This window comes from Streptomyces sp. NPDC058650 (assembly GCF_042717315.1).
GTDB lineage: Bacteria > Actinomycetota > Actinomycetes > Streptomycetales > Streptomycetaceae > Streptomyces.
Genome location: NZ_JBHXRL010000030.1, coordinates 22,141 through 39,542 on the forward strand (window position 1 = coordinate 22,141; position 17,402 = coordinate 39,542).

General features: G+C 69.2%; 13 protein-coding genes and 1 pseudogene. 5 read left to right on the forward strand and 9 right to left on the reverse strand.

The features are described 5' to 3' along the window. Window positions 1-267 precede the first annotated feature (267 nt). The 9 genes from ACFWWU_RS34700 to ACFWWU_RS34740 all read right to left on the reverse strand — a co-directional run bounded on the left by ACFWWU_RS34700 (window position 268) and on the right by ACFWWU_RS34740 (window position 10,042). Window positions 268-1,749, reverse strand: coding sequence for a non-reducing end alpha-L-arabinofuranosidase family hydrolase (locus ACFWWU_RS34700; protein ID WP_384152285.1), 1,482 nt, complete (start codon window positions 1,747-1,749; stop codon window positions 268-270). Further along, window positions 1,749-2,492, reverse strand: coding sequence for a cupin domain-containing protein (locus tag ACFWWU_RS34705; protein ID WP_384152403.1), 744 nt, complete (start codon window positions 2,490-2,492; stop codon window positions 1,749-1,751). Before ACFWWU_RS34705 ends, ACFWWU_RS34700 begins: the two co-directional genes overlap by 1 nt. Continuing rightward, a complete protein-coding gene (locus ACFWWU_RS34710) occupies window positions 2,489-3,349 on the reverse strand; it encodes a PmoA family protein (RefSeq protein ID WP_384152287.1) in 861 nt (286 codons plus the stop codon). The genes ACFWWU_RS34705 and ACFWWU_RS34710 overlap by 4 nt, the downstream gene beginning before the upstream one ends. Continuing rightward, window positions 3,346-4,392: a Gfo/Idh/MocA family protein gene (locus ACFWWU_RS34715; RefSeq protein ID WP_384152290.1), complete on the reverse strand. Its 1,047-nt coding sequence runs from the start codon at window positions 4,390-4,392 to the stop codon at window positions 3,346-3,348. Before ACFWWU_RS34715 ends, ACFWWU_RS34710 begins: the two co-directional genes overlap by 4 nt. Continuing rightward, window positions 4,389-5,447 carry an endo-1,4-beta-xylanase gene (locus ACFWWU_RS34720; protein WP_384152293.1) on the reverse strand — a complete coding sequence of 353 codons (1,059 nt, stop codon included), beginning with the start codon at window positions 5,445-5,447 and terminating at the stop codon, window positions 4,389-4,391. The genes ACFWWU_RS34715 and ACFWWU_RS34720 overlap by 4 nt, the downstream gene beginning before the upstream one ends. Before the next feature lie 26 nt (window positions 5,448-5,473). Continuing rightward, a complete protein-coding gene (locus ACFWWU_RS34725; RefSeq protein ID WP_384152296.1) occupies window positions 5,474-6,859 on the reverse strand; it encodes a glycoside hydrolase in 1,386 nt (461 codons plus the stop codon). A gap of 69 nt (window positions 6,860-6,928) precedes the next feature. After that, a complete protein-coding gene (locus ACFWWU_RS34730; RefSeq protein WP_384152299.1) occupies window positions 6,929-7,759 on the reverse strand; it encodes a carbohydrate ABC transporter permease in 831 nt (276 codons plus the stop codon). Continuing rightward, window positions 7,756-8,652, reverse strand: a complete 897-nt coding sequence (locus tag ACFWWU_RS34735) for a carbohydrate ABC transporter permease (protein WP_384152406.1) — start codon at window positions 8,650-8,652, stop codon at window positions 7,756-7,758. Before ACFWWU_RS34735 ends, ACFWWU_RS34730 begins: the two co-directional genes overlap by 4 nt. 97 nt (window positions 8,653-8,749) lie before the next feature. Next, on the reverse strand, window positions 8,750-10,042 hold the full coding sequence (locus ACFWWU_RS34740) for an extracellular solute-binding protein (protein ID WP_384152302.1): 1,293 nt from the start codon (window positions 10,040-10,042) through the stop codon (window positions 8,750-8,752). Between the two features lie 261 nt (window positions 10,043-10,303). Here ACFWWU_RS34740 and ACFWWU_RS34745 point away from each other — a divergent pair, with 261 nt between their 5' ends. The 5 genes and pseudogenes from ACFWWU_RS34745 to ACFWWU_RS34765 all read left to right on the forward strand — a co-directional run bounded on the left by ACFWWU_RS34745 (window position 10,304) and on the right by ACFWWU_RS34765 (window position 17,155). Beyond that, complete coding sequence (locus ACFWWU_RS34745; RefSeq protein ID WP_384152305.1) at window positions 10,304-11,317, forward strand: LacI family DNA-binding transcriptional regulator; 1,014 nt, start codon at window positions 10,304-10,306, stop codon at window positions 11,315-11,317. 9 nt (window positions 11,318-11,326) lie between these two features. Further along, complete coding sequence (locus ACFWWU_RS34750) at window positions 11,327-13,546, forward strand: glycoside hydrolase family 3 N-terminal domain-containing protein (protein WP_384152308.1); 2,220 nt, start codon at window positions 11,327-11,329, stop codon at window positions 13,544-13,546. After that, window positions 13,543-13,746: pseudogene (locus tag ACFWWU_RS34755) on the forward strand (family 43 glycosylhydrolase); the annotation flags it as partial. The gene ACFWWU_RS34750 and the pseudogene ACFWWU_RS34755, both read left to right, overlap by 4 nt. A gap of 563 nt (window positions 13,747-14,309) precedes the next feature. Continuing rightward, window positions 14,310-15,758, forward strand: coding sequence for an endo-1,4-beta-xylanase (locus ACFWWU_RS34760; protein ID WP_384152311.1), 1,449 nt, complete (start codon window positions 14,310-14,312; stop codon window positions 15,756-15,758). Window positions 15,759-15,853: 95 nt separating this feature from the next. Further along, window positions 15,854-17,155, forward strand: a complete 1,302-nt coding sequence (locus tag ACFWWU_RS34765) for an RICIN domain-containing protein (RefSeq protein ID WP_384152409.1) — start codon at window positions 15,854-15,856, stop codon at window positions 17,153-17,155. Window positions 17,156-17,402: the final 247 nt, after the last annotated feature.

Sequence of the window (17,402 nt, forward strand, 5' to 3'; positions counted from 1 at the left end):
GTAGTCCGTCATGCGCTGCGTCGCCGCATGCGCGTCGGCCGCTTCGCGTGACCGTGGCGGGGGGGGGGGGGGGGGCGCCCCCCCCCCCCCCCCCGCCCGCGGGGCGGTCGGGGGGGCGGCGGGGCGGGGCGGGGGGGTGACGGGACCGCGGGGGGGGGGGGGGGGGGGGGGGGGGGGGGGCGGGCGGGGGGGGGGGGGGGGGGGGGCCGGGCCCCCCCCCCCCCCCCCACGCCGGCTCCCTTCCGGAGCCGGATCCGGGTCACGTCGTCAGCGCTGCAGTGTCAGCAGTCCAGGCCGGTAGGGCCACTGGCCGTATTCGCCGCCGGAGTTGGGGTCGCGTCCCTGATAGAGGAACTGGAGGTTGCAGGGATCGACGGTGAAGGTCTGATCGGCGCTGGTGCGGATCAGTTCGCCGTGGCTGATGTCGTTGGTCCAGGTGGCGCCGCTGTTGGCCTTGCCGGCGAAGGGGTTGCTCTCGGTCGCGGCCTGGGGCGTCCACGAGCCGTTCAGACTGGTGGCCGTGAACGAGCGGAAGTACCGGCCCTGCGAGCCGATCGCCTCGACGATCATGAGGTAGCGGTCCTGGCCCTGGAGCTTGTAGACCTGCGGGGCTTCGAACAGGTTGTTCGTCGTGTCGCTCATGATCGTTGTGTAGGTCGAGCCGAAACTGCCCGGGAAGTTCCCGATCGGCATGCTGGCCCGGTAGATCTTGCCGTTGTCACCGGCGAAGAACAGGTACATGTTCGTGCCGTCAGCGATGAGCGTCTGGTCGATGGGTCCTGTCGTGGAGCCGGTGATGCTTCCGGAGAAGAGCACCTGCTGTGATGACCAGCCATTGGGGTTGGTGGGGTCGTTCGACGTCCGGTAGGAGAAGGCGCTCCCACCTCCCCACTGGTAGGCGAGCACCCAGATGTTCTTCGGCGCGAAGTAGAAGAGCGTGGGCGCGACGACGGAGTTCGACATGGTGTTCTGGCCGGCCGAGGCCATCTCCGACCAGTTGCCGAACAGGCCGAAGTTCATCGAACCCCAGCCCGCTCCCGTTCCCGCGGCGCCGTGCGTCGTCGCATAGACGAGGTGCTTGCCGTTGTAGGGGGCGACGGTGAAGTCCTTGAGCGAGGCCCAGCCCGACTTGGGCTGCGCCAGCGCGCCCGTCGACGTCCAGCGGTACGACGACGGAAGGGCGCACTGGCCGGGGGTGCCGGCGCCGACCTTGACGAGCTGCCACTGCTGGTTGGTGCCGCCCCAGTCGTCGTACTGGACGACGTTCGCGTTGTCGGCGGTGGAGCCGCCTTGCACTTCGAGCGCCTTGCCGCTGTGGCGCGCGATGAGCCTCACGTGGCCGTCCGGGCTGTCGGCCAGCCGCCACTGCTGGTTGGTGCCGTTCAGGTCGGCCCACTGGACTATCGCGCCGCCGTTGGCGGTGGACCCGTTGTGGACGTCCAGCACCTTGCCGGAGTGGCGGGACTTGATGCGGTAGTGGCCGCCGCCGGAGTCGACGAACTGCCACTGCTGCTGGTTCTGGTCGTTCCTGGACCACTGGGTGATGCGGGCACCGTCATTGGTCGCCAGGTTGTAGACGTCCAGGGCCTTGCCGCTGTTGCGGTTGACCAGCACGTACGAGGCGTTGGTGTCGATGATCGGCGCGGCGCCGGCGGGCTGGGCGCCGAGGTAGGCAGCCAGGAACAGCAAGGGCACAAGGACGGCGAGCAGGCCTCTCAGGTGGAACGGGGACGGATGGCGAGACCACATCAGAAGAGCTCCTTTGGGGGACGGGGGTGAGGTGACCCCGACGAACCGCAGACCGGCCGCGTCGGGGGGTCGGGGACGGGATAGGTGTGCAGGCGGCCGCACATGCCGAAGCGTTGGTGCTCCGGGCACTCCAGTCGTGACACTTCGCCGTGGTCGAGGTGGGAGAGGTCTCCGGCCTTCAGCCGTTCCAGCTGACGGCCGGTCGTGACGGCCGCGGCCAGGGGGCCGTCACGCCAGCGGATCCGCCAGGCGTCCAACAGCTCACTTTTCAGGCGGTGGGCCGCGATGTGGAACTCCCGCAGCCCGCCTTCGCGCAAGGCCAGGAATCCCTCGAGTGCCAGGTCGCGGCGGCGGCGCGCTGCCGCGGAATGGTCGCCGGTCAGGGCGGCCGCCTTCCGGTAGGCGTGGGGATTGGCCAGCACAGGAGCAGGGAAGGTGAAGACGGCGTCGCCCGCCTCGGGGAGTCCGCTGTTCTGCATGAGCACCACGAGGCGCAGGCCGCCGGCGTTCACGAGGCGGTGGATCGTGCCGGGGGTGAACCAGACGACATCGCCGGGAAGCAGCGGGGTGTCGGCGAACCCGGAGGTGGTGAGGGTCTGGACGCTGCCCGCGCCGCCGATGACGACGTAGGCCTCGGAACAGACGAGGTGCATGTGGGGCGTGCCGCCGCACAGCCCGTCGGCGGCCTCCCAGTCGTACACGGTCAACCCGGAGATCCCCACGCCGCCGGGGAGCGGGGTCACCACGAGTGTTCCGCGACATGGCGGGACAGGCGCCCGGAGGTCCATGCTCCGTCGGCCACGACGATCCGGTACCGGCGCGACAGGGTGTCGCCCGGAGCCAGCGGCAGTTCTTTGTCGAAGGCCAGGGACGGGTTGACTGCGGGGATGGGCTCACTGCGGACGAACCATTGGCAGGGGGCGTCGGGATCGTCCAGGAACAGGAGTGTGGAGGAGCGGTCGACCTCGTCGTGCGTGCCGATGAAGGCCAGCCAGTCGCCCCGCTCGCCCATCGCGGGGCCGATCACGTCGCCGCCGGTGAAGTCGCGCGGGCCGCGCCAGAACAGGCCGGAGTATCCGGCGAGCTCTCTGCCCTGTGTGCCGGGGCTGCCGAACATCAGGTCGGTGTCGCGGACGTTGGTCAGCGAGGTGGTGACGTCCAGGGTCCAGGAGTCGGCCCCGACGCCGTGTGCGGTCAGCGTGCGGCGCTCGTCGATCCAGCGCTCCCCCGCCATCGTGTGCCAGGCCAGGTCCTCGGTGATCACGGCGCGGCCGTGGCCCGTTTCGGCGGACACGGTGATGCTGCGCATCGTGCCGAGGTTCGGCAGGTCCACGTAGCCCTGGCCGCGCACGTAGGTGCCGCCGCCCCAGAAGTTCTGCCCCGACACCCACGACGCCGTGATCTGGATGCCCTTGTGCCAGCGGTGGTCGTGCGGCCGATACCCGGTGACCACGTCGCCGGCGAGCGTGCGCACCGGATGCAGGTAGGGCTTCGGCGCCTCGAAGGGGTCCGTCACCGGCCGGTGCACGTAGTGGAAGAGGTCGACGTCGCGAGCCCGGACGATCAGCGAGTCCTCGTTCTCGAGGAGTTCGAACGTCATCGGAACACCCCCGGGTGCCCTCCGTTGAGCGAGCCGTAGAACGGGTCGGCGGCGTCGATCTCTCCGCGCCGGACCGGCAGGCCGGTGATCGCGGCCTTGTACAGGGCGGTGACCAGTTCCATGGTGGGCCGTCCGAGGTCGGGCCGGATCCCCGCCTCGTAGCCGTCCAGGAAGGCCGCGAGCTGGGCGGTGTGCGAGCTGGGCACGTCGTCCGGCGGCTCCCACTTCACGCCGGGCGACCTGGTGGTGAACGTCCAGTCCGCGTTGGAGTAGCCGTACAGATGCCGCAGCTCGACCGTGGCCTCGATGAGATCGAACCGCAGGTAGCTCTCCTCGCGTGGGGAGAGGACGCTGTTGACGACCGTCGCGATGGCTCCGTTCTCGAACCGGACCAGGGCCGCGGACACGTCCTCGGTCTGGACGTCGCGCTCGAGGCGGCCGGCCATCGCGCGTACCTCGGCCCATTCACCGAGTACGGCGAGCATCAGGTCCATCTGGTGGATGCCGTGGCCCAGCGTCGGGCCACCCCCCTCGCTCTCCCAGGTGCCGCGCCAGGGCACGTCGTAGTAGGCGTCGTCGCGGTACCACGCCGTGACGCACTGCGCGACCAGCGGACGGCCCAGCGTCCCGGCCGCGATCCGGTCGTGCAGGTACCGGGCCCCCGAGCCGTACCGGTGCTGGAACACCGCGCCCGCGGCGGCGGGCCCCTCGGCGGCGCGGATCCGGTCGAGCTCGGCCAGCGACAGGGCCACCGGCTTCTCGCACCACACCCACGCCTGCGACTCCAGGCAGGCCACGGCCTGGTCGGCGTGCAGGAACGGAGGCGTGCACAGGTGCACGAGGTCCGGACTCTGCTCCTGGAGCATCGTGGGGAGGTCGGTGTAGACCGCGGGAATGCCGTGTTCGGCCGCGAACGCCTCGGCGCGCGCGGCGTCCACGTCGACGGCTGCCACGATCACGGCCCGATGCGCCTGCGCCCGGAGGGCGGGTATATGGCAGATGCCCGCGATCCCGCCCGTTCCGACGATCGCCGTCCTGATCATCCGCCCAGCACCTTCCTGATGGAGTGATAGGCGGGCTTGGGCAGCAGGTTCTCGTCGTAGGGCAGCGCCGCGCCCTCACCGGGGAAGACTGAGGGGATCCACGAGTACTTGTCCGTGTAGTCCCAGATGGTGATGCCGACGCACTTCCTGACCGCCAGGCAGGCCTTGACGTAGTCGGCGTACCAGGTGGCCTGGGTGGCGAGCTGCTCCGGGGTCGCGGGGAGGTTCATCCGGATGTCGAGCTCGGTGATCGCGACCTCGACCCCGAGGTCGGCGAAGCGCTGCATGTTCTGCCGGACATCGGCGGGGAAGCCGTACTGGAGCGCCAGATGGCCCTGGATGCCGAAGCCCTCCACCGGGACGCCGTCGGCCTTCAGCTGCTTGATCAGGGTGTAGTAGGCGTCGCTCTTGGGGCCGATCCCGTCGACGTTGTAGTCGTTGAGGTACAGCTTGGCGTGCCGGTCGGCCTCGTGAGCCCAGCGCAGGGCGTCGGCGATGTAGCCGGGGCCGAGCGTCTTGTAGAAGAGCGACTCGCGGTACGTGCCGTCCTCGTTGAAGGCCTCGTTGACGACGTCCCAGTGGATCACCTGGCCCTTGAAGTGCCGGACCACCGTCTGGATGTGGTTCTTGAGGATGGCGCGCAGCTCGTCGGCGGTCCAGGTGCCCTCGGTGAGCCAGGCGGGGAGCTGGTTGTGCCAGACGAGGGTGTGGCCGCGGACCTTCTGGTGGTGGGCCTTGGCGAAGGCCACCACCTCGTCGGCGGCGGTGAAGTCGAAGACGCCGCGCTCGGGCTCGGTGGCGTACCACTTCATGGCGTTGCCGGGGGTGGTCTGCCCGAATTCGCTGCCGAGGAGCTTCAGATAGGCGGCGTCGGTGAACTCGGGGTTGTCGGTGGCGGAGCCGAAGTACTTGTGGTGCTTCTTGGCCAGTTCGCCGAGCGTCCTGGGACGGGGCTCGGCGGCTGCGGGCGCGGCGGCGAGGCCGGCCGCGAGGCAGGCGGCTGCGGACAGGGCGGTGAGAATCCGGGACGCGGTATGAATCCGGGACTTGGGCATGACGGACTCCTCGTGGGGTGGGTGTTTCAGTCAAGGACGATCGTGGTGAGCGCGCGCGGGGCGAGCTTCGCCGTTAGGGTCGTGCCGTGCGTGGAGACGATGTCGGCCGGGGTGATCGAGCGGGTCTCGTCGGTGACATAGCCGTCGGGGTGCCGGTCCTGCCCGCCCCGAAGAGAGAACTCGGCGGACTTGTCGGTGGTCGCGGTGTTGAGGATCTCGATCACGCGGCTTCCGTCGGTGTTGCGGAAAGCCGTGATCTGCAGTGCCGGGTCGGCGTTCGTGGCCGGCACGCGGACGGCGCCGGGGCGGATGAACCGGCTGAAGGCGGCCAGCGCCCAGTACCGCTTGGACACCCGGTAGTCGTCACCGGGGTTGGCGAGCTGGATGAGACCTCGGGTCGCGCCGAGGGACGCGCCGGTCCAGTAGACGTAGGCATTGGCGTTGCCGACGGTCAGGGTGTTCTGGATGTCGGCCGCGACGGTGAAACCGTCGTAGCCGCTGCCGTCGTCCCAGTTCTCGTTCCAGGTGGTGCCGTCCGGCGACCATTCCGACATCCACACGCGCTTGTCGGTCGGCTGCGGGACGTCGGTCGGACCGCTGTAGCGGTGGCCGGTGATGGTCCGCACGGCCTTGTCGGCCGCGGGGTCCGCCTCGATGGCCTCGGTGTAGGTGGCCTGCCGGTCCCAGCCCGCCGCGTCGCAGCAGACCACCCCGGTCCTCAATCCGGACGCGCGCACGGTCGGCCCGAGCACCTTGAGGAAGTCGACGGCCTGCTGCGGGGTGAACCGCATCGAGGCGTACGTCGCCGTCCAGTCGGGTTCGTTGGTGAACCCCAGGTCGGTGATCCCGATGCCTTCCTGCCGGTAGAACTTCGCGTACTGGACGAGGTAGTTCGCGTAGGCCTGACGCCATTCGGGCAGGAGCTCGCCGCCGTCGTTCTCGCTTCCGTTGGTCTTCATGAAGGCCGGGGCGCTCCAGGCGTCGGCGAAGAACCGTGTGACGCCGTAGGCCTTGGCCTCCTTGGCGAGCCAGACCTGGCCGCCGTCCCAGCCGTCCCAGACGTACTTCGGGGTGGCGTCCGGCCCGCCGGGATCAGCCGGCAGGATCGTCGGCATGTGGTCGTAGACCCTGTCGGTCGACGACCCGATGCCCAGGCGCAGGATCGAAAGGCCCGCGCCTTTGTCCTTGCTGAGCAGCAGGTCGAGCACCTCGCGCCGCTTGGCCGGGCTGAGGCCGCGCGCGCCGTGCAGCAGGTCGGCCCGCTGGAAGGCCATCGAGAAGCCGAATCCGTCGATGGGCTGGAGTTCGGCGCGGAAGTCGATGGCGGGTCGGGCGGGGTCGGCGGCGGGTCGCGCGGGGTCGGCGGCGGGTCGCGCGGGGTCGGCCGCGGTCTGCGATGTGAGCGCTAACATCAGGACGGCTGTCAGTGCGGTCAGGCGTTTCACAAGGTCTCCTCGGGGGTGGAGGTCACACGGGACGGGTCAGCCCTTGGTGGCGCCCGCGGTGAGGCCGCCGATCAGCTGGCGCTCGGCGACGGCGTAGAAGGCGAGGGCGGGGACCATGGCGAGCACGATGTAGGCGAGGACGAGCGCGTAGTCGGTCGAGTACTGGCCCTGGAACTGCTGGACGCCGACCGGGATCGTCTGCCATTTCGGGTCGTTGAACACCAGCAGCGGCAGGAAGAAGTTGTTCCAGCTCGCGACGATCGCCAGCACCGAGACCGTGCCGAGCGCCGGACGCGCCATCGGCAGCAGGATCTTCCAGAAGAAGCGGAACTTGCCGCAGCCGTCCATGATGGCCGCCTCCTCGACCTCCGCCGGGATGGTCCGGAAGAAGCCGCGCAGAATGATGATCGTCATGGGAAGCCCGAAGGCTGCCTGCGGGAGGATCACTCCGAGCGGGTTGTCGAGCAGGTCGAAGTTGCGCAGCAGCAGGAAGAGCGGCAGGACGGCCACCGCGAACGGGAACATCAGCCCGATCGTGAAGAGCGTGTAGAACAGCTCCCTGCCCCGGAAGGCGTAGCGGGCCAGCACGTACGCCGCCATGGCGGAGGCCGCCACCGTGCAGCAGGTGGTGCCGATCGCGATGCCGGCGCTGTTGGCGATCTGCCGCCAGAACATTCCGTCGCCGAGAATGCCGGTGTAATTGCCGGTCTTCCAGTGCTCCGGCAGCCCGAACGGATTGGTCGTCAGCTCGCCGGTGCTCTTGAACCCGGAGATCACCGCGTAGATCAGCGGCACGACGACGAACGCGCCGATCAACCAGACCACGGCGTGCAACGACAGGCCGCGTGCCGCCTTGCGGGCGTTCATCGGCCACCTCCCGTCGTGACGGCCCCGCTCAGGTCACGGCGGAGCACGTACCGCTGGTAGAAGAGGGAGAAGACCAGACTGATCATGAAGAGCACCACGCTGATCGCACTGGCGTAGCCGACCTGGTAGCGCTTGAACCCGAACTGGAACATCGAGATGGCCATCGTCTCGGAGGAGTGGTTGGGGCCGCCCGCGGTCATGACCCAGACGAGGTCGAAGAGCTGGATGGCTCCGATGACCGAAAGGAAGACACTGATCCGGACCGTCGGGCCGAGCAGCGGCAGCGTCACGTACCGGAAGCGCTGCCAGGCGCCGGCGCCGTCGATGGAGGCGGCGTCGAGGATCTCGCGCGGGATGCTCTGCAGCCCGGCGAGGAAGAGCATCATGTGGAAGCCGAAGTACTTCCAGGTCATGACCACGAACAGGGTCGGCATGACCGTCGAGGGATCGGCGAGCCACTTGCCCTGCAGCCCCTCCAGGCCGAGGGCCCCGGCGAGATGGTCGGCCATGCCCTCGCCGGGAAGGAAGATCATGGTGAAGAGGACCGCCGTGACCACCTCGGACAGGATGTACGGCGCGAAGAACAGCATCCGGTAGACGGCCCGGCCGCGCAGCTTCTGGTTGAGCAGGACCGCGGTGAACAGCGCGAACGGCAACTGCACCGTGATGGACAGGACGATCAGGTAGAGCCCGCGCCCCATGTCGCCGAGGAAGACCTGATCGGCGAACAGCCTGGCGTAGTTCTCGAAGCCGACGAAGTCGTCCATGGGGCCGATCCCGCCCCACTTGAAGAAGCTGGTGTGGACGGCGACGGCGATCGGGGCGAGGACGAAGACGAGGAAGAGGACCAGAGCCGGGACGAGGAACCAGGCGACCGACGCCCAGCTTCCCAGCTCGCGCCGGAGTGACCGGGCCGGGGCGGGCGGGTGCACCGGTGCGGCGTCCTCCGTCCGCGCCTCGGTCGGGTCCTTGGTCGGGATGGCCACGGAGCTAGGCACCCTTCGCAGCCTCGGTGATCGACCGGGTGACCTGCTCGGGCGTCTTCTTGCCCGCGATGAGGTCGGCCACGCTGTCGTTGACCTCCTGGCCGACCGCCGGCGGGTAGGCCTGATCGAGGAAGAGCTGGAAGCCCGTCGCCTTGATCAGGCTGTCAGCCACCACCTTCTTGTTGGCGTCGGTGAGTTGGCGTTCCGCGCCCTTGACCACCGGCAGGTAGCCGTTGGAGGCCAGCAGCTTGGACTCGTTCTCCAGAACGAAGAACTTCAGGAAGTCCAGCGCCTCCTTCGGGGCGCCCTTGCGCAGTGCGAAGCCGCCTCCGCCGCCGAACACCTCGGTGGCCTGGCCGACTCCGCCGTCGACCGTTGGGAAGGGGAAGAAGCCCAGGTCCGCTCCGAGGTCGGCACCCGCGTCCTTCTGCACCGACGGTGCCCACTGCCCCATCAGCTCCATGGCGGCCTTGCCGTTGCCCATGGTCGCGGCCTGGCCGCCCGGGGTGGCGTAGCCGGCGCCGAGGAAGGCCGCCTGGAACGGCTGGAGGTCGACCAGCTCCTTGAGGTGGGCACCGGCCTGAACGAAGCCGGCGCCGGTGAAGTCCTTGGTGGTCGCGGCCTGCTGCAGCGCGGGGAGGCCCGCGACGCGCATCGCGAGGTAGGCCCAGTAGTAGTGGCCTGGCCATTTCTCCTTGCCCGCGAGGGCGATCGGAGTGACGCCCGCCGCCTTGAGTTTCTTGACGTCTTCGAGGAACTCGGCCCAGGTGGCCGGCGGCGCAGTGATCCCGGCCTTGGCGAAGAGCTTCTTGTTGTACCAAAAGCCGACCATGCCGATGTCGTAGGGCACCCCGTAGGTCCGACCCCCGATCTGATAGGCCTGCAGCGACACGGGGGTGAGATCGGACGACCAGCCGAACGCGTCGGTGAGGTCCTCGACCAGCCCCGCGTCGACCTGCTGCTGCAGCACGCCGCCGCCCCAGGTCTGGAAGACGTCGGGGAGCTTGCCGGACGAGGTGGTGGCGGTCAGCTTGGACTTGAACGCCTCGTTCTCCAACGAGGTCGTCTCGATCCTGATGTTCGGGTGAGCGGCCGTGAACGCCGAGGCGATCTGGGGGAAGAGGGACTTGCCCGGTTCCGTCGTGGCGATGTTCCACCACGCGAAGGTCACCCTGCCGTCGGCCGCCGGTCCGTCGCCGGATCCGCCACCGCCGCAGGCCGCGGTCAGCGCAACGGACAGTGTGGTCAGGCCCGAGAGCGCCAGGAAGCGTCGGCGGCTCGGGGGGGTGCTGGCCATGGGACCTCCGGGGTGGGGAAATGCCGATTCGGGCTCGAAAATGTTGCGTAATGCTCTCGAATTCTGTGCTGCCACAAACTAGGAAAGCGGGGCCACTCGGTCAAGACCTGTCACCGATTTACTCAAAAGCAGCAGCTCTTGCGCTTGACAAGCAGGTCGCGCCGACCGGAAACTCTTCGAAAAGTTTGCGGTACTTGTCACCGCCCCAGGCGTCCGCAGGCCTCCCCAGGCATCCGCAGGCGTCCGCACAGAGGAGAGAAGTTGAGCGAGCAGCGTCCGACCCTGGCCGTCATCGCCGCGGAGGCAGGGGTCTCCCAGGCCACCGTGTCCAAGGTGATCAACGGCCGCTCCGATGTCGCACCCTCGACACGCGAACGCATCGAGACGCTGCTGCGATCCCACAACTACCTCCAGCCCGGCCGGCAGGGCAGGGCCCGCAGGTCGGGCCTGGTCGACTTGATCATCGGCGGTCTGGACAGCGCGTGGGCGGTGGAGATACTGCGCGGCGTCGAGGCCGAGTGCGCCCAGCGGAGCGTCGGCACCGTCGTGTCGCTCGTCCCGCCGGGCGAGGCCACGCCGTCGAGCTGGGCCGCACTGCCGGTCCTGCACCACAGCGACGGCGTCATCCTCGTCACCGCCTCGGTCACCCAGGCCCAGCGCGCCCAGGTCGAACGGGCCGGGGTGGCGCTGGTCGTCATCGACCCGATCGACCTGCCGGGCAACGGTGTGCCGAGCATCGGCGCGACCAACTGGGCGGGCGGCCTCGCCGCCACCGAACACCTGCTGGAGATGGGGCACCGCCGGATCGCCGCGATCGGCGGACGCAAGGAGATGCTCTGCAGCCAGGCCCGCATCGACGGGTACCGGGCCGCGCTGGAGCGGGCCGGGATCGAGGTGGACCGCGACCTGATCCGGTTCGGCGACTTCCAGCACGAGGGCGGGTTCCGGCGCGCCCAGGAGCTGCTCGCCCTCCCCGAGCCACCGACCGCCATCTTCGCCGGTAGCGACCAGCAGGCGATGGGCGTCTACGAAGCCGCCCGGCAGGGCGGGCTGAGCATCCCGCAGGACCTCAGCGTGGTCGGCTTCGACGACCTGCCGATGTGCGAATGGCTGTCACCTCCGCTGACGACGGTGCGTCAGCCGCTTGAGGAGATGGGCCGGCTCGCCGCCCGCACACTGTTCCAGCTTCTGGAGGGCCAGCCCCTGGTCAGCCCCCGGATGGAGCTCTCGACCGAGCTCAAGGTCCGGCTCTCCACCGCCCCGCCTCGCCCCTAGGAGAAAACCTTGACCGAGCCCTGGCGTGACCCCCTCCTGCCCGCGTCCGTGCGCGTCGCCGATCTGTTGAGACGGATGACGCTGGAGGAGAAGGCGGGGCAACTCGCCGGCTTCTGGGCGTTGCCCTCGAATCCGGGAGCACCCGTCGCGCCGATGGAGGACGATTCCGGCGAGTCCGCGCCCGGCCTCGACGACATAGTCGCCCACGGGCTCGGCCAGCTCACCCGGGTGTACGGAACCGCGCCGATCACCGCGGAAGCCGGGATGGAGCGGCTCGCCTCGCTCCAGCGGCAGGTGACCGGATCCGGCCGGTTCGGGATCCCGGCGGTCGCTCACGAGGAATGCCTGACCGGGTTCATGACGTTCGGGGCGACGGTCTTCCCCGGACCGCTTGCCTGGGGTGCGTCCTTCGATCCCGGGCTCGTGCGGCAGATGGCCGCCGCCATCGGCGCGGGGATGCGGCGGGTCGGTGTCCACCAAGGGCTGGCTCCGGTCCTCGACGTGGTCCGCGACTACCGGTGGGGAAGGACCGAGGAGTGCATCGGCGAGGACCCCTATCTCGTCGGAGCGATCGGCACCGCCTATGTGCAGGGCTTGGAAAGCGCCGGGATCGTGGCGACGCTCAAGCACTTCGCCGGGTACTCGGCCTCGCGCGGCGGCCGGAATATGGCCCCCGTCGCCTCGGGGCCGCGCGAGTTCGCCGACGTGCTGGTGGAGCCCTTCGTACGGGCACTGCGAGAGGGGGGCGCCCGGTCGGTGATGAACAGCTACACCGACGTGGACGGTGTCCCGGTGGCCGCCGATGAACGGCTGCTGACCGAACTGCTCAGAGGTGAGCTCGGTTTCAGCGGCGTGGTCGTCGCCGACTACTACTCCGTCTCCTTCCTGGAGACCCGGCACGGCGTCACCGGATCGCGCGGCGCGGCCGGCGCGCTGGCGCTGACCGCCGGAATCGACGTCGAGCTGCCCACGGCCCGCTGCTACGGCGAGCCGCTGACCGAGCTCGTGCGGTCGGGAAGCGTACCCGAGGCGCTCATCGACCGGGCCGCGGAACGGGTCCTGCTGCAGAAGGCCGAGCTCGGCCTGCTCGACCCCTCCTGGGAACCCGTCAAGCCCGAGCCGGTCGACCTCGACCCGCCGGAGAACCGGGCCCTGGCCAGGCTGCTGGCCGAACGGTCCACCGTGCTGCTCGCCAACGACGGCACCCTGCCGCTGCGGCCGTGCCGGGTCGCGATCAGCGGGCCGTACGCCGACGACCCGCAGTCCTTCCTCGGCTGCTATTCCTTCCCCAATCACGTCGCGCTGCCCGGCGACCTCGGGCTTGAGATCCCGACGCTCGGCGAGGCGCTCACCGCTGCCGGGTTCACGGTCACCGCGGACGATCCGGACGTGAACGTGCTGGTGCTCGGGGACCGGGCCGGCATGTTCGGCCGGGGCACCTCCGGGGAGGGTTGCGACGCCGAGACCCTCGACCTGCCCGGCGACCAGGCCGCACTCGCCTCCGCCGTCCTGGACTCCGAGGTGCCGACCATCCTGGTCCTCGTCTCCGGACGGCCGTACGCGCTCGGCACGCTGGCCGAGCGCGCATCCGCCGTGGTGCAGGCCTTCTTCCCCGGCGAGGAGGGCGGGACGGCACTCGCGCGGATCATCAGCGGGGCCGCGGAACCGTCCGGGCGGCTGCCCGTCTCCATCCCCCGCCAGGTCGGCGGACAGCCCGGCACCTACCTGCACTCCAGGCTCGGCGGGCACACCGACTGGAGCTCGGTGGACCCGACCCCGCTGTTCCCTTTCGGACACGGGCTGAGCTGGACCAGCTTCACCTGCTCGGACCTCTCGGTGGATCCCGTCGCCCCGACGGACGGAGCAGTCTCCGTCGCGCTGACCGTACGCAACGTCGGCGAGGTGGCCGGGACCGAGGTCGTCCAGCTGTACCTCTCGGACCCTGAGGCGTCCGTCGTCCGGCCGCAGCGGTGGCTCGCCGGATTCGGCAGGGTCGAGCTGGAGCCGGGCGCGGCGGCCCGGATCACCTTCTCCGTCCATGCCGACCGGACCTCTTTCACCGGGGTCGATCTGCGGAGAAGAGTGGAGCCGGGGGAGATCGGCGTGGCCGTCGGACGGTCCAGCGGCGATCTTCCGCTTCAGGGCTCGTTCACTCTGCATGGCCCCGTACGTCACCCGGCGGCCGACCGGGTGCTGTCCGTGCCGGTCGAGATCGTCCCGTTTCCATGACCACATTGTTCGGTGATCCCGTGCTGCCCGGGTTCCGACCCGTCACGTCCGTCTGCCGAGTGGGAACGGACTCCTACCTGGTGATGTCCAGCTTCGAATGATTCTCGGGCCTTCCCGTGTTCCACAGCCGCGATCTCGTGAACTGGCGGCGTCTCGGCTCCGCGCTCGACCGGCCGTCTCAGCTCGACCTCGACCTCGACCTCGACCTCGACCTCGACCTCGACCTCGACCTCAACCTCGACGGATGCGAGCCGTCACGCGGCCCGCACCGGCTGGACGGCGAAGGCAATTGCACGTGAAGTCACGCTCGCAGTTTCTCCGGGGTGGCCGCTCTGGGGCGACGGAATTCGGCGTCCCAGAGATGCGAGCCGAATAACAGACTCGTTTATGGCGGCATCTCTCCTCGGGAGCCGCCATTCAAATCCAGCGCCCACCTATCGGCGCCGACATCCCTGACCGGCCCGGGTTCCTGCGATCGTCATCGAAAGTCTTTCGGTGACTCCTTGTGCAGCCTCAGCCGCTACTCGGCCGCCCCTGAGGGAAAGATTCTCGAAAGCATTTCGAAACTGTTGACATGTTTCCGTCGAGTTTCCACACTGAGTCCCAAGACGGCGTCGCCCGTCCGTCCCGGTGCCGCGTGCCGGCCTTGGATCGTTACGCCCTGGCGGTGAGCGTCCTTTGCCTATGGCCGTGGGCGCCGCTGACGCGGATTCATTCCGCCGCGCTCCAATCCTTCCGTGATTTCTGTCCTGGAGGCTCAGTCATGCGCTTAAATGCCGTTCCCCCAACCACCGTCCGCCGGAAGATCGGCGGCCTGTGCGCGGCCCTGGTCGTCGGCGTCCTCGGTTCGGCCGCCGTACTGGTGGCGCCACTGACCTCACACGCCGCCGAGAGCACACTCGGCGGCGCGGCGGCGCAGAGCGGCCGCTACTTCGGGACCGCCATCGCCTCGGGCCGGCTCAACGACTCGGCGTACACGACGATCGCGGGCCGCGAGTTCAACTCGGTGACGGCCGAGAACGAGATGAAGATCGACGCCACCGAACCCCAGCAGGGCCAGTTCAACTTCACCGCGGGTGACCGCGTCTACAACTGGGCGGTGCAGAACGGCAAGCAGGTGCGCGGCCACACCCTGGCCTGGCACTCCCAGCAGCCCGGCTGGATGCAGAACCTCAGCGGCAGCGCGCTGCGCCAGGCGATGACCAACCACATCAACGGCGTGATGGGCCACTACAAGGGCAAGATCGTCCAGTGGGACGTCGTGAACGAGGCCTTCGCCGACGGCACATCGGGAGCCCGGCGCGACTCCAACCTGCAGCGCTCCGGCAACGACTGGATCGAGGTCGCCTTCCGTGCCGCGCGCGCCGCCGACCCGGCCGCCAAGCTCTGCTACAACGACTACAACGTCGAGAACTGGACCTGGGCCAAGACCCAGGCCATGTACGCCATGGTCAAGGACTTCAAGCAGCGCGGCGTGCCGATCGACTGCGTCGGCTTCCAGTCGCACTTCAACAGCGACAGCCCCTACAACAGCAACTTCCGCACCACCCTGCAGAGCTTCGCCGCCCTCGGCGTCGATGTGGCCGTCACCGAACTCGACATCCAGGGCGCCTCGGGCACGACCTACGCCAACGTGACCAACGACTGCCTGGCCGTCCCGCGCTGCCTCGGCATCACCGTCTGGGGTGTGCGCGACACGGACTCCTGGCGACCGGAGCACTCGCCGCTGCTGTTCAACGGCGACGGCAGCAAGAAGCCCGCCTACACCTCCGTCCTCAACGCACTCAACGCCGCCTCCCCCACCCCCACACCCACTCCGACCCCCTCGGCCGGTTCTGGACAGATCAAGGGCGTCGGTTCAGGCCGTTGCCTCGACGTGCCCGGCGCCAGTACCACCGACGGCACCCAGGTCAGCCTGTGGGACTGCAACAACCGCACCAACCAGCAGTGGACCCACACCGCCGCAGGCGAGCTCAGGGTCTACGGCAACAAGTGCCTGGACGCCGCCGGCACGGGCAACGGCACCAAAGTCCAGATCTACAGCTGCTGGGGCGGCGACAACCAGAAGTGGCGCCTCAACTCCGACGGATCCATCGTCGGCGTCCAGTCCGGCCTCTGCCTTGACGCCATCGCCAACGGCACCGCCAACGGCACCCTGATCCAGCTCTACTCCTGCTCGAACGGCGGCAACCAACGCTGGACCCGCACCTGACCCGCCACCAGCGAAAGGGTGAATCGATGAAGACCTACGGTGCGGCTTCCCCCGCCCCTCCGCAAGGACATCGCTGGTGGTCCCGGATCGCCGCAGTGGTGGCGGCGACCCTCGCGATCGGCATGCTCGTCGCGGTGAGGCCGACGCCCGCCCAGGCGGCGACGGTGGACACCAACGCCTGGTACGTCCTGGTCAATCGCAACAGCGGCAAGGCGCTCGACGTCTATGGAGCGTCCACCGCCGACGGCGCGCGGGTCAGCCAGTGGACGCGCAACGACAGAGCCAACCAGCAGTGGCAGTTCGTGGACTCCGGCGGCGGCTTCTACCGGCTCAAGGCCCGGCATTCGGGCAAGGTCCTGGACGTGGCCGGCGCCTCGACCGCCGACGGTGCCGCGATCGCACAGCGGGCCGACGGCAACGGGGCCAACCAGCAGTTCCGCCTGGCCGACTCCGACGCAGGCCACGTCCGGCTGATCAACCGCAACAGCGGCAAGACCGTGGAAGTGCAGGGCGCCTCCACCGCCGACGGCGGCAACGTCGTCCAGTACACGGACTGGGGCGGCGCCAACCAGCAATGGCAGATGATCAAGCTGTCGTCCGGTGGCGGCGGTGCGTGCGGCAGCGCCCCGACTCTGGCGAGCGGTACGCACACGATGCAGAGCAGCGGTAAGAGCCGCAGCTTCATCCTCAGGGTTCCCGCCAACTACGACAACAGCCACCCCTACCGGCTGATCTTCGCGTTCCACTGGCGGGGCGGAACCGCCGGCGATGTCACCTCGGGCGGAACGAGCGGGACCGCCTGGTCGTACTACGGCCAACAGGAACAGTCGAACGACAGCGCGATCCTCGTCGCCCCCCAGGGCCTCGGCAACGGCTGGGCCAATTCGGGCGGTGAGGACGTCACCTTCGTCGACGACATGATCCGGCGAATCGAGGGCGGCCTCTGCGTCAACACGGCTCAGCGGTTCGCCACGGGATTCAGCTGGGGCGGCGGTATGAGCCACGCACTCGCATGCTCCCGGGCGAACGTCTTCAGGGCCGTCGCGGTCATCTCCGGCGGCCAGATCAGCGGGTGCAGCGGCGGCACCCAGCCCATCGCCTACTTCGGAATCCACGGCATCAGCGACTCAGTCCTCACCGTCGCGCAAGGACGGTCCCTGCGCGACAGATACGTCGGCAACAACGGCTGCGCTCCCCAGAGCCCGCGCGAGCCCGCGCCGGGCAGCCGGACGCACGTCACCACCACCTACTCGGGCTGCCGTGCCGGGTACCCGGTCCAATGGGCCGCGTTCGACGGAGGCCACATACCCGGTCCGGTCGACGGCTCCCCCAACGAGAGCGGCGTCGCGACCTGGACCAAGGGAGAGATCTGGAGGTTCTTCGCACAGTTCCAGTGACACGCCCGCACCTTGGAGTGGAGCCAGGATGATCCTGGCTCCACTCGGTCGTCGTCCCTCTCAGGTCGGTGTCTCGCATCGGCGGCGCGCGGTGAACGCACCGGCCGCGGTGATGGCGGCATGACCTGGCCGCCCAGGGCGGGGCGTTGTGTGCCCATGCCGCGAAACTCCCTGTGGGGGCTGGCCGTTGACACCCCCGCGCGGCGCTTCGTACTGTCGCGGCAAGATTTCGAACAGCATTCGATAT

What these genes read in the sequence shown, in the direction of transcription:
- ACFWWU_RS34740 (WP_384152302.1), bottom strand. Translation starts at nt 10,042, where the DNA reads ATGGCCAGCACCCCCCCGAGCCGCCGACGCTTCCTGGCGCTCTCGGGC.
- ACFWWU_RS34725 (WP_384152296.1), bottom strand. Translation starts at nt 6,859, where the DNA reads ATGTTAGCGCTCACATCGCAGACCGCGGCCGACCCCGCGCGACCCGCC.
- ACFWWU_RS34715 (WP_384152290.1), bottom strand. Translation starts at nt 4,392, where the DNA reads ATGATCAGGACGGCGATCGTCGGAACGGGCGGGATCGCGGGCATCTGC.
- ACFWWU_RS34760 (WP_384152311.1), top strand. Translation starts at nt 14,310, where the DNA reads ATGCGCTTAAATGCCGTTCCCCCAACCACCGTCCGCCGGAAGATCGGC.
- ACFWWU_RS34710 (WP_384152287.1), bottom strand. Translation starts at nt 3,349, where the DNA reads ATGACGTTCGAACTCCTCGAGAACGAGGACTCGCTGATCGTCCGGGCT.
- ACFWWU_RS34720 (WP_384152293.1), bottom strand. Translation starts at nt 5,447, where the DNA reads ATGCCCAAGTCCCGGATTCATACCGCGTCCCGGATTCTCACCGCCCTG.
- ACFWWU_RS34730 (WP_384152299.1), bottom strand. Translation starts at nt 7,759, where the DNA reads ATGAACGCCCGCAAGGCGGCACGCGGCCTGTCGTTGCACGCCGTGGTC.
- ACFWWU_RS34700 (WP_384152285.1), bottom strand. Translation starts at nt 1,749, where the DNA reads ATGTGGTCTCGCCATCCGTCCCCGTTCCACCTGAGAGGCCTGCTCGCC.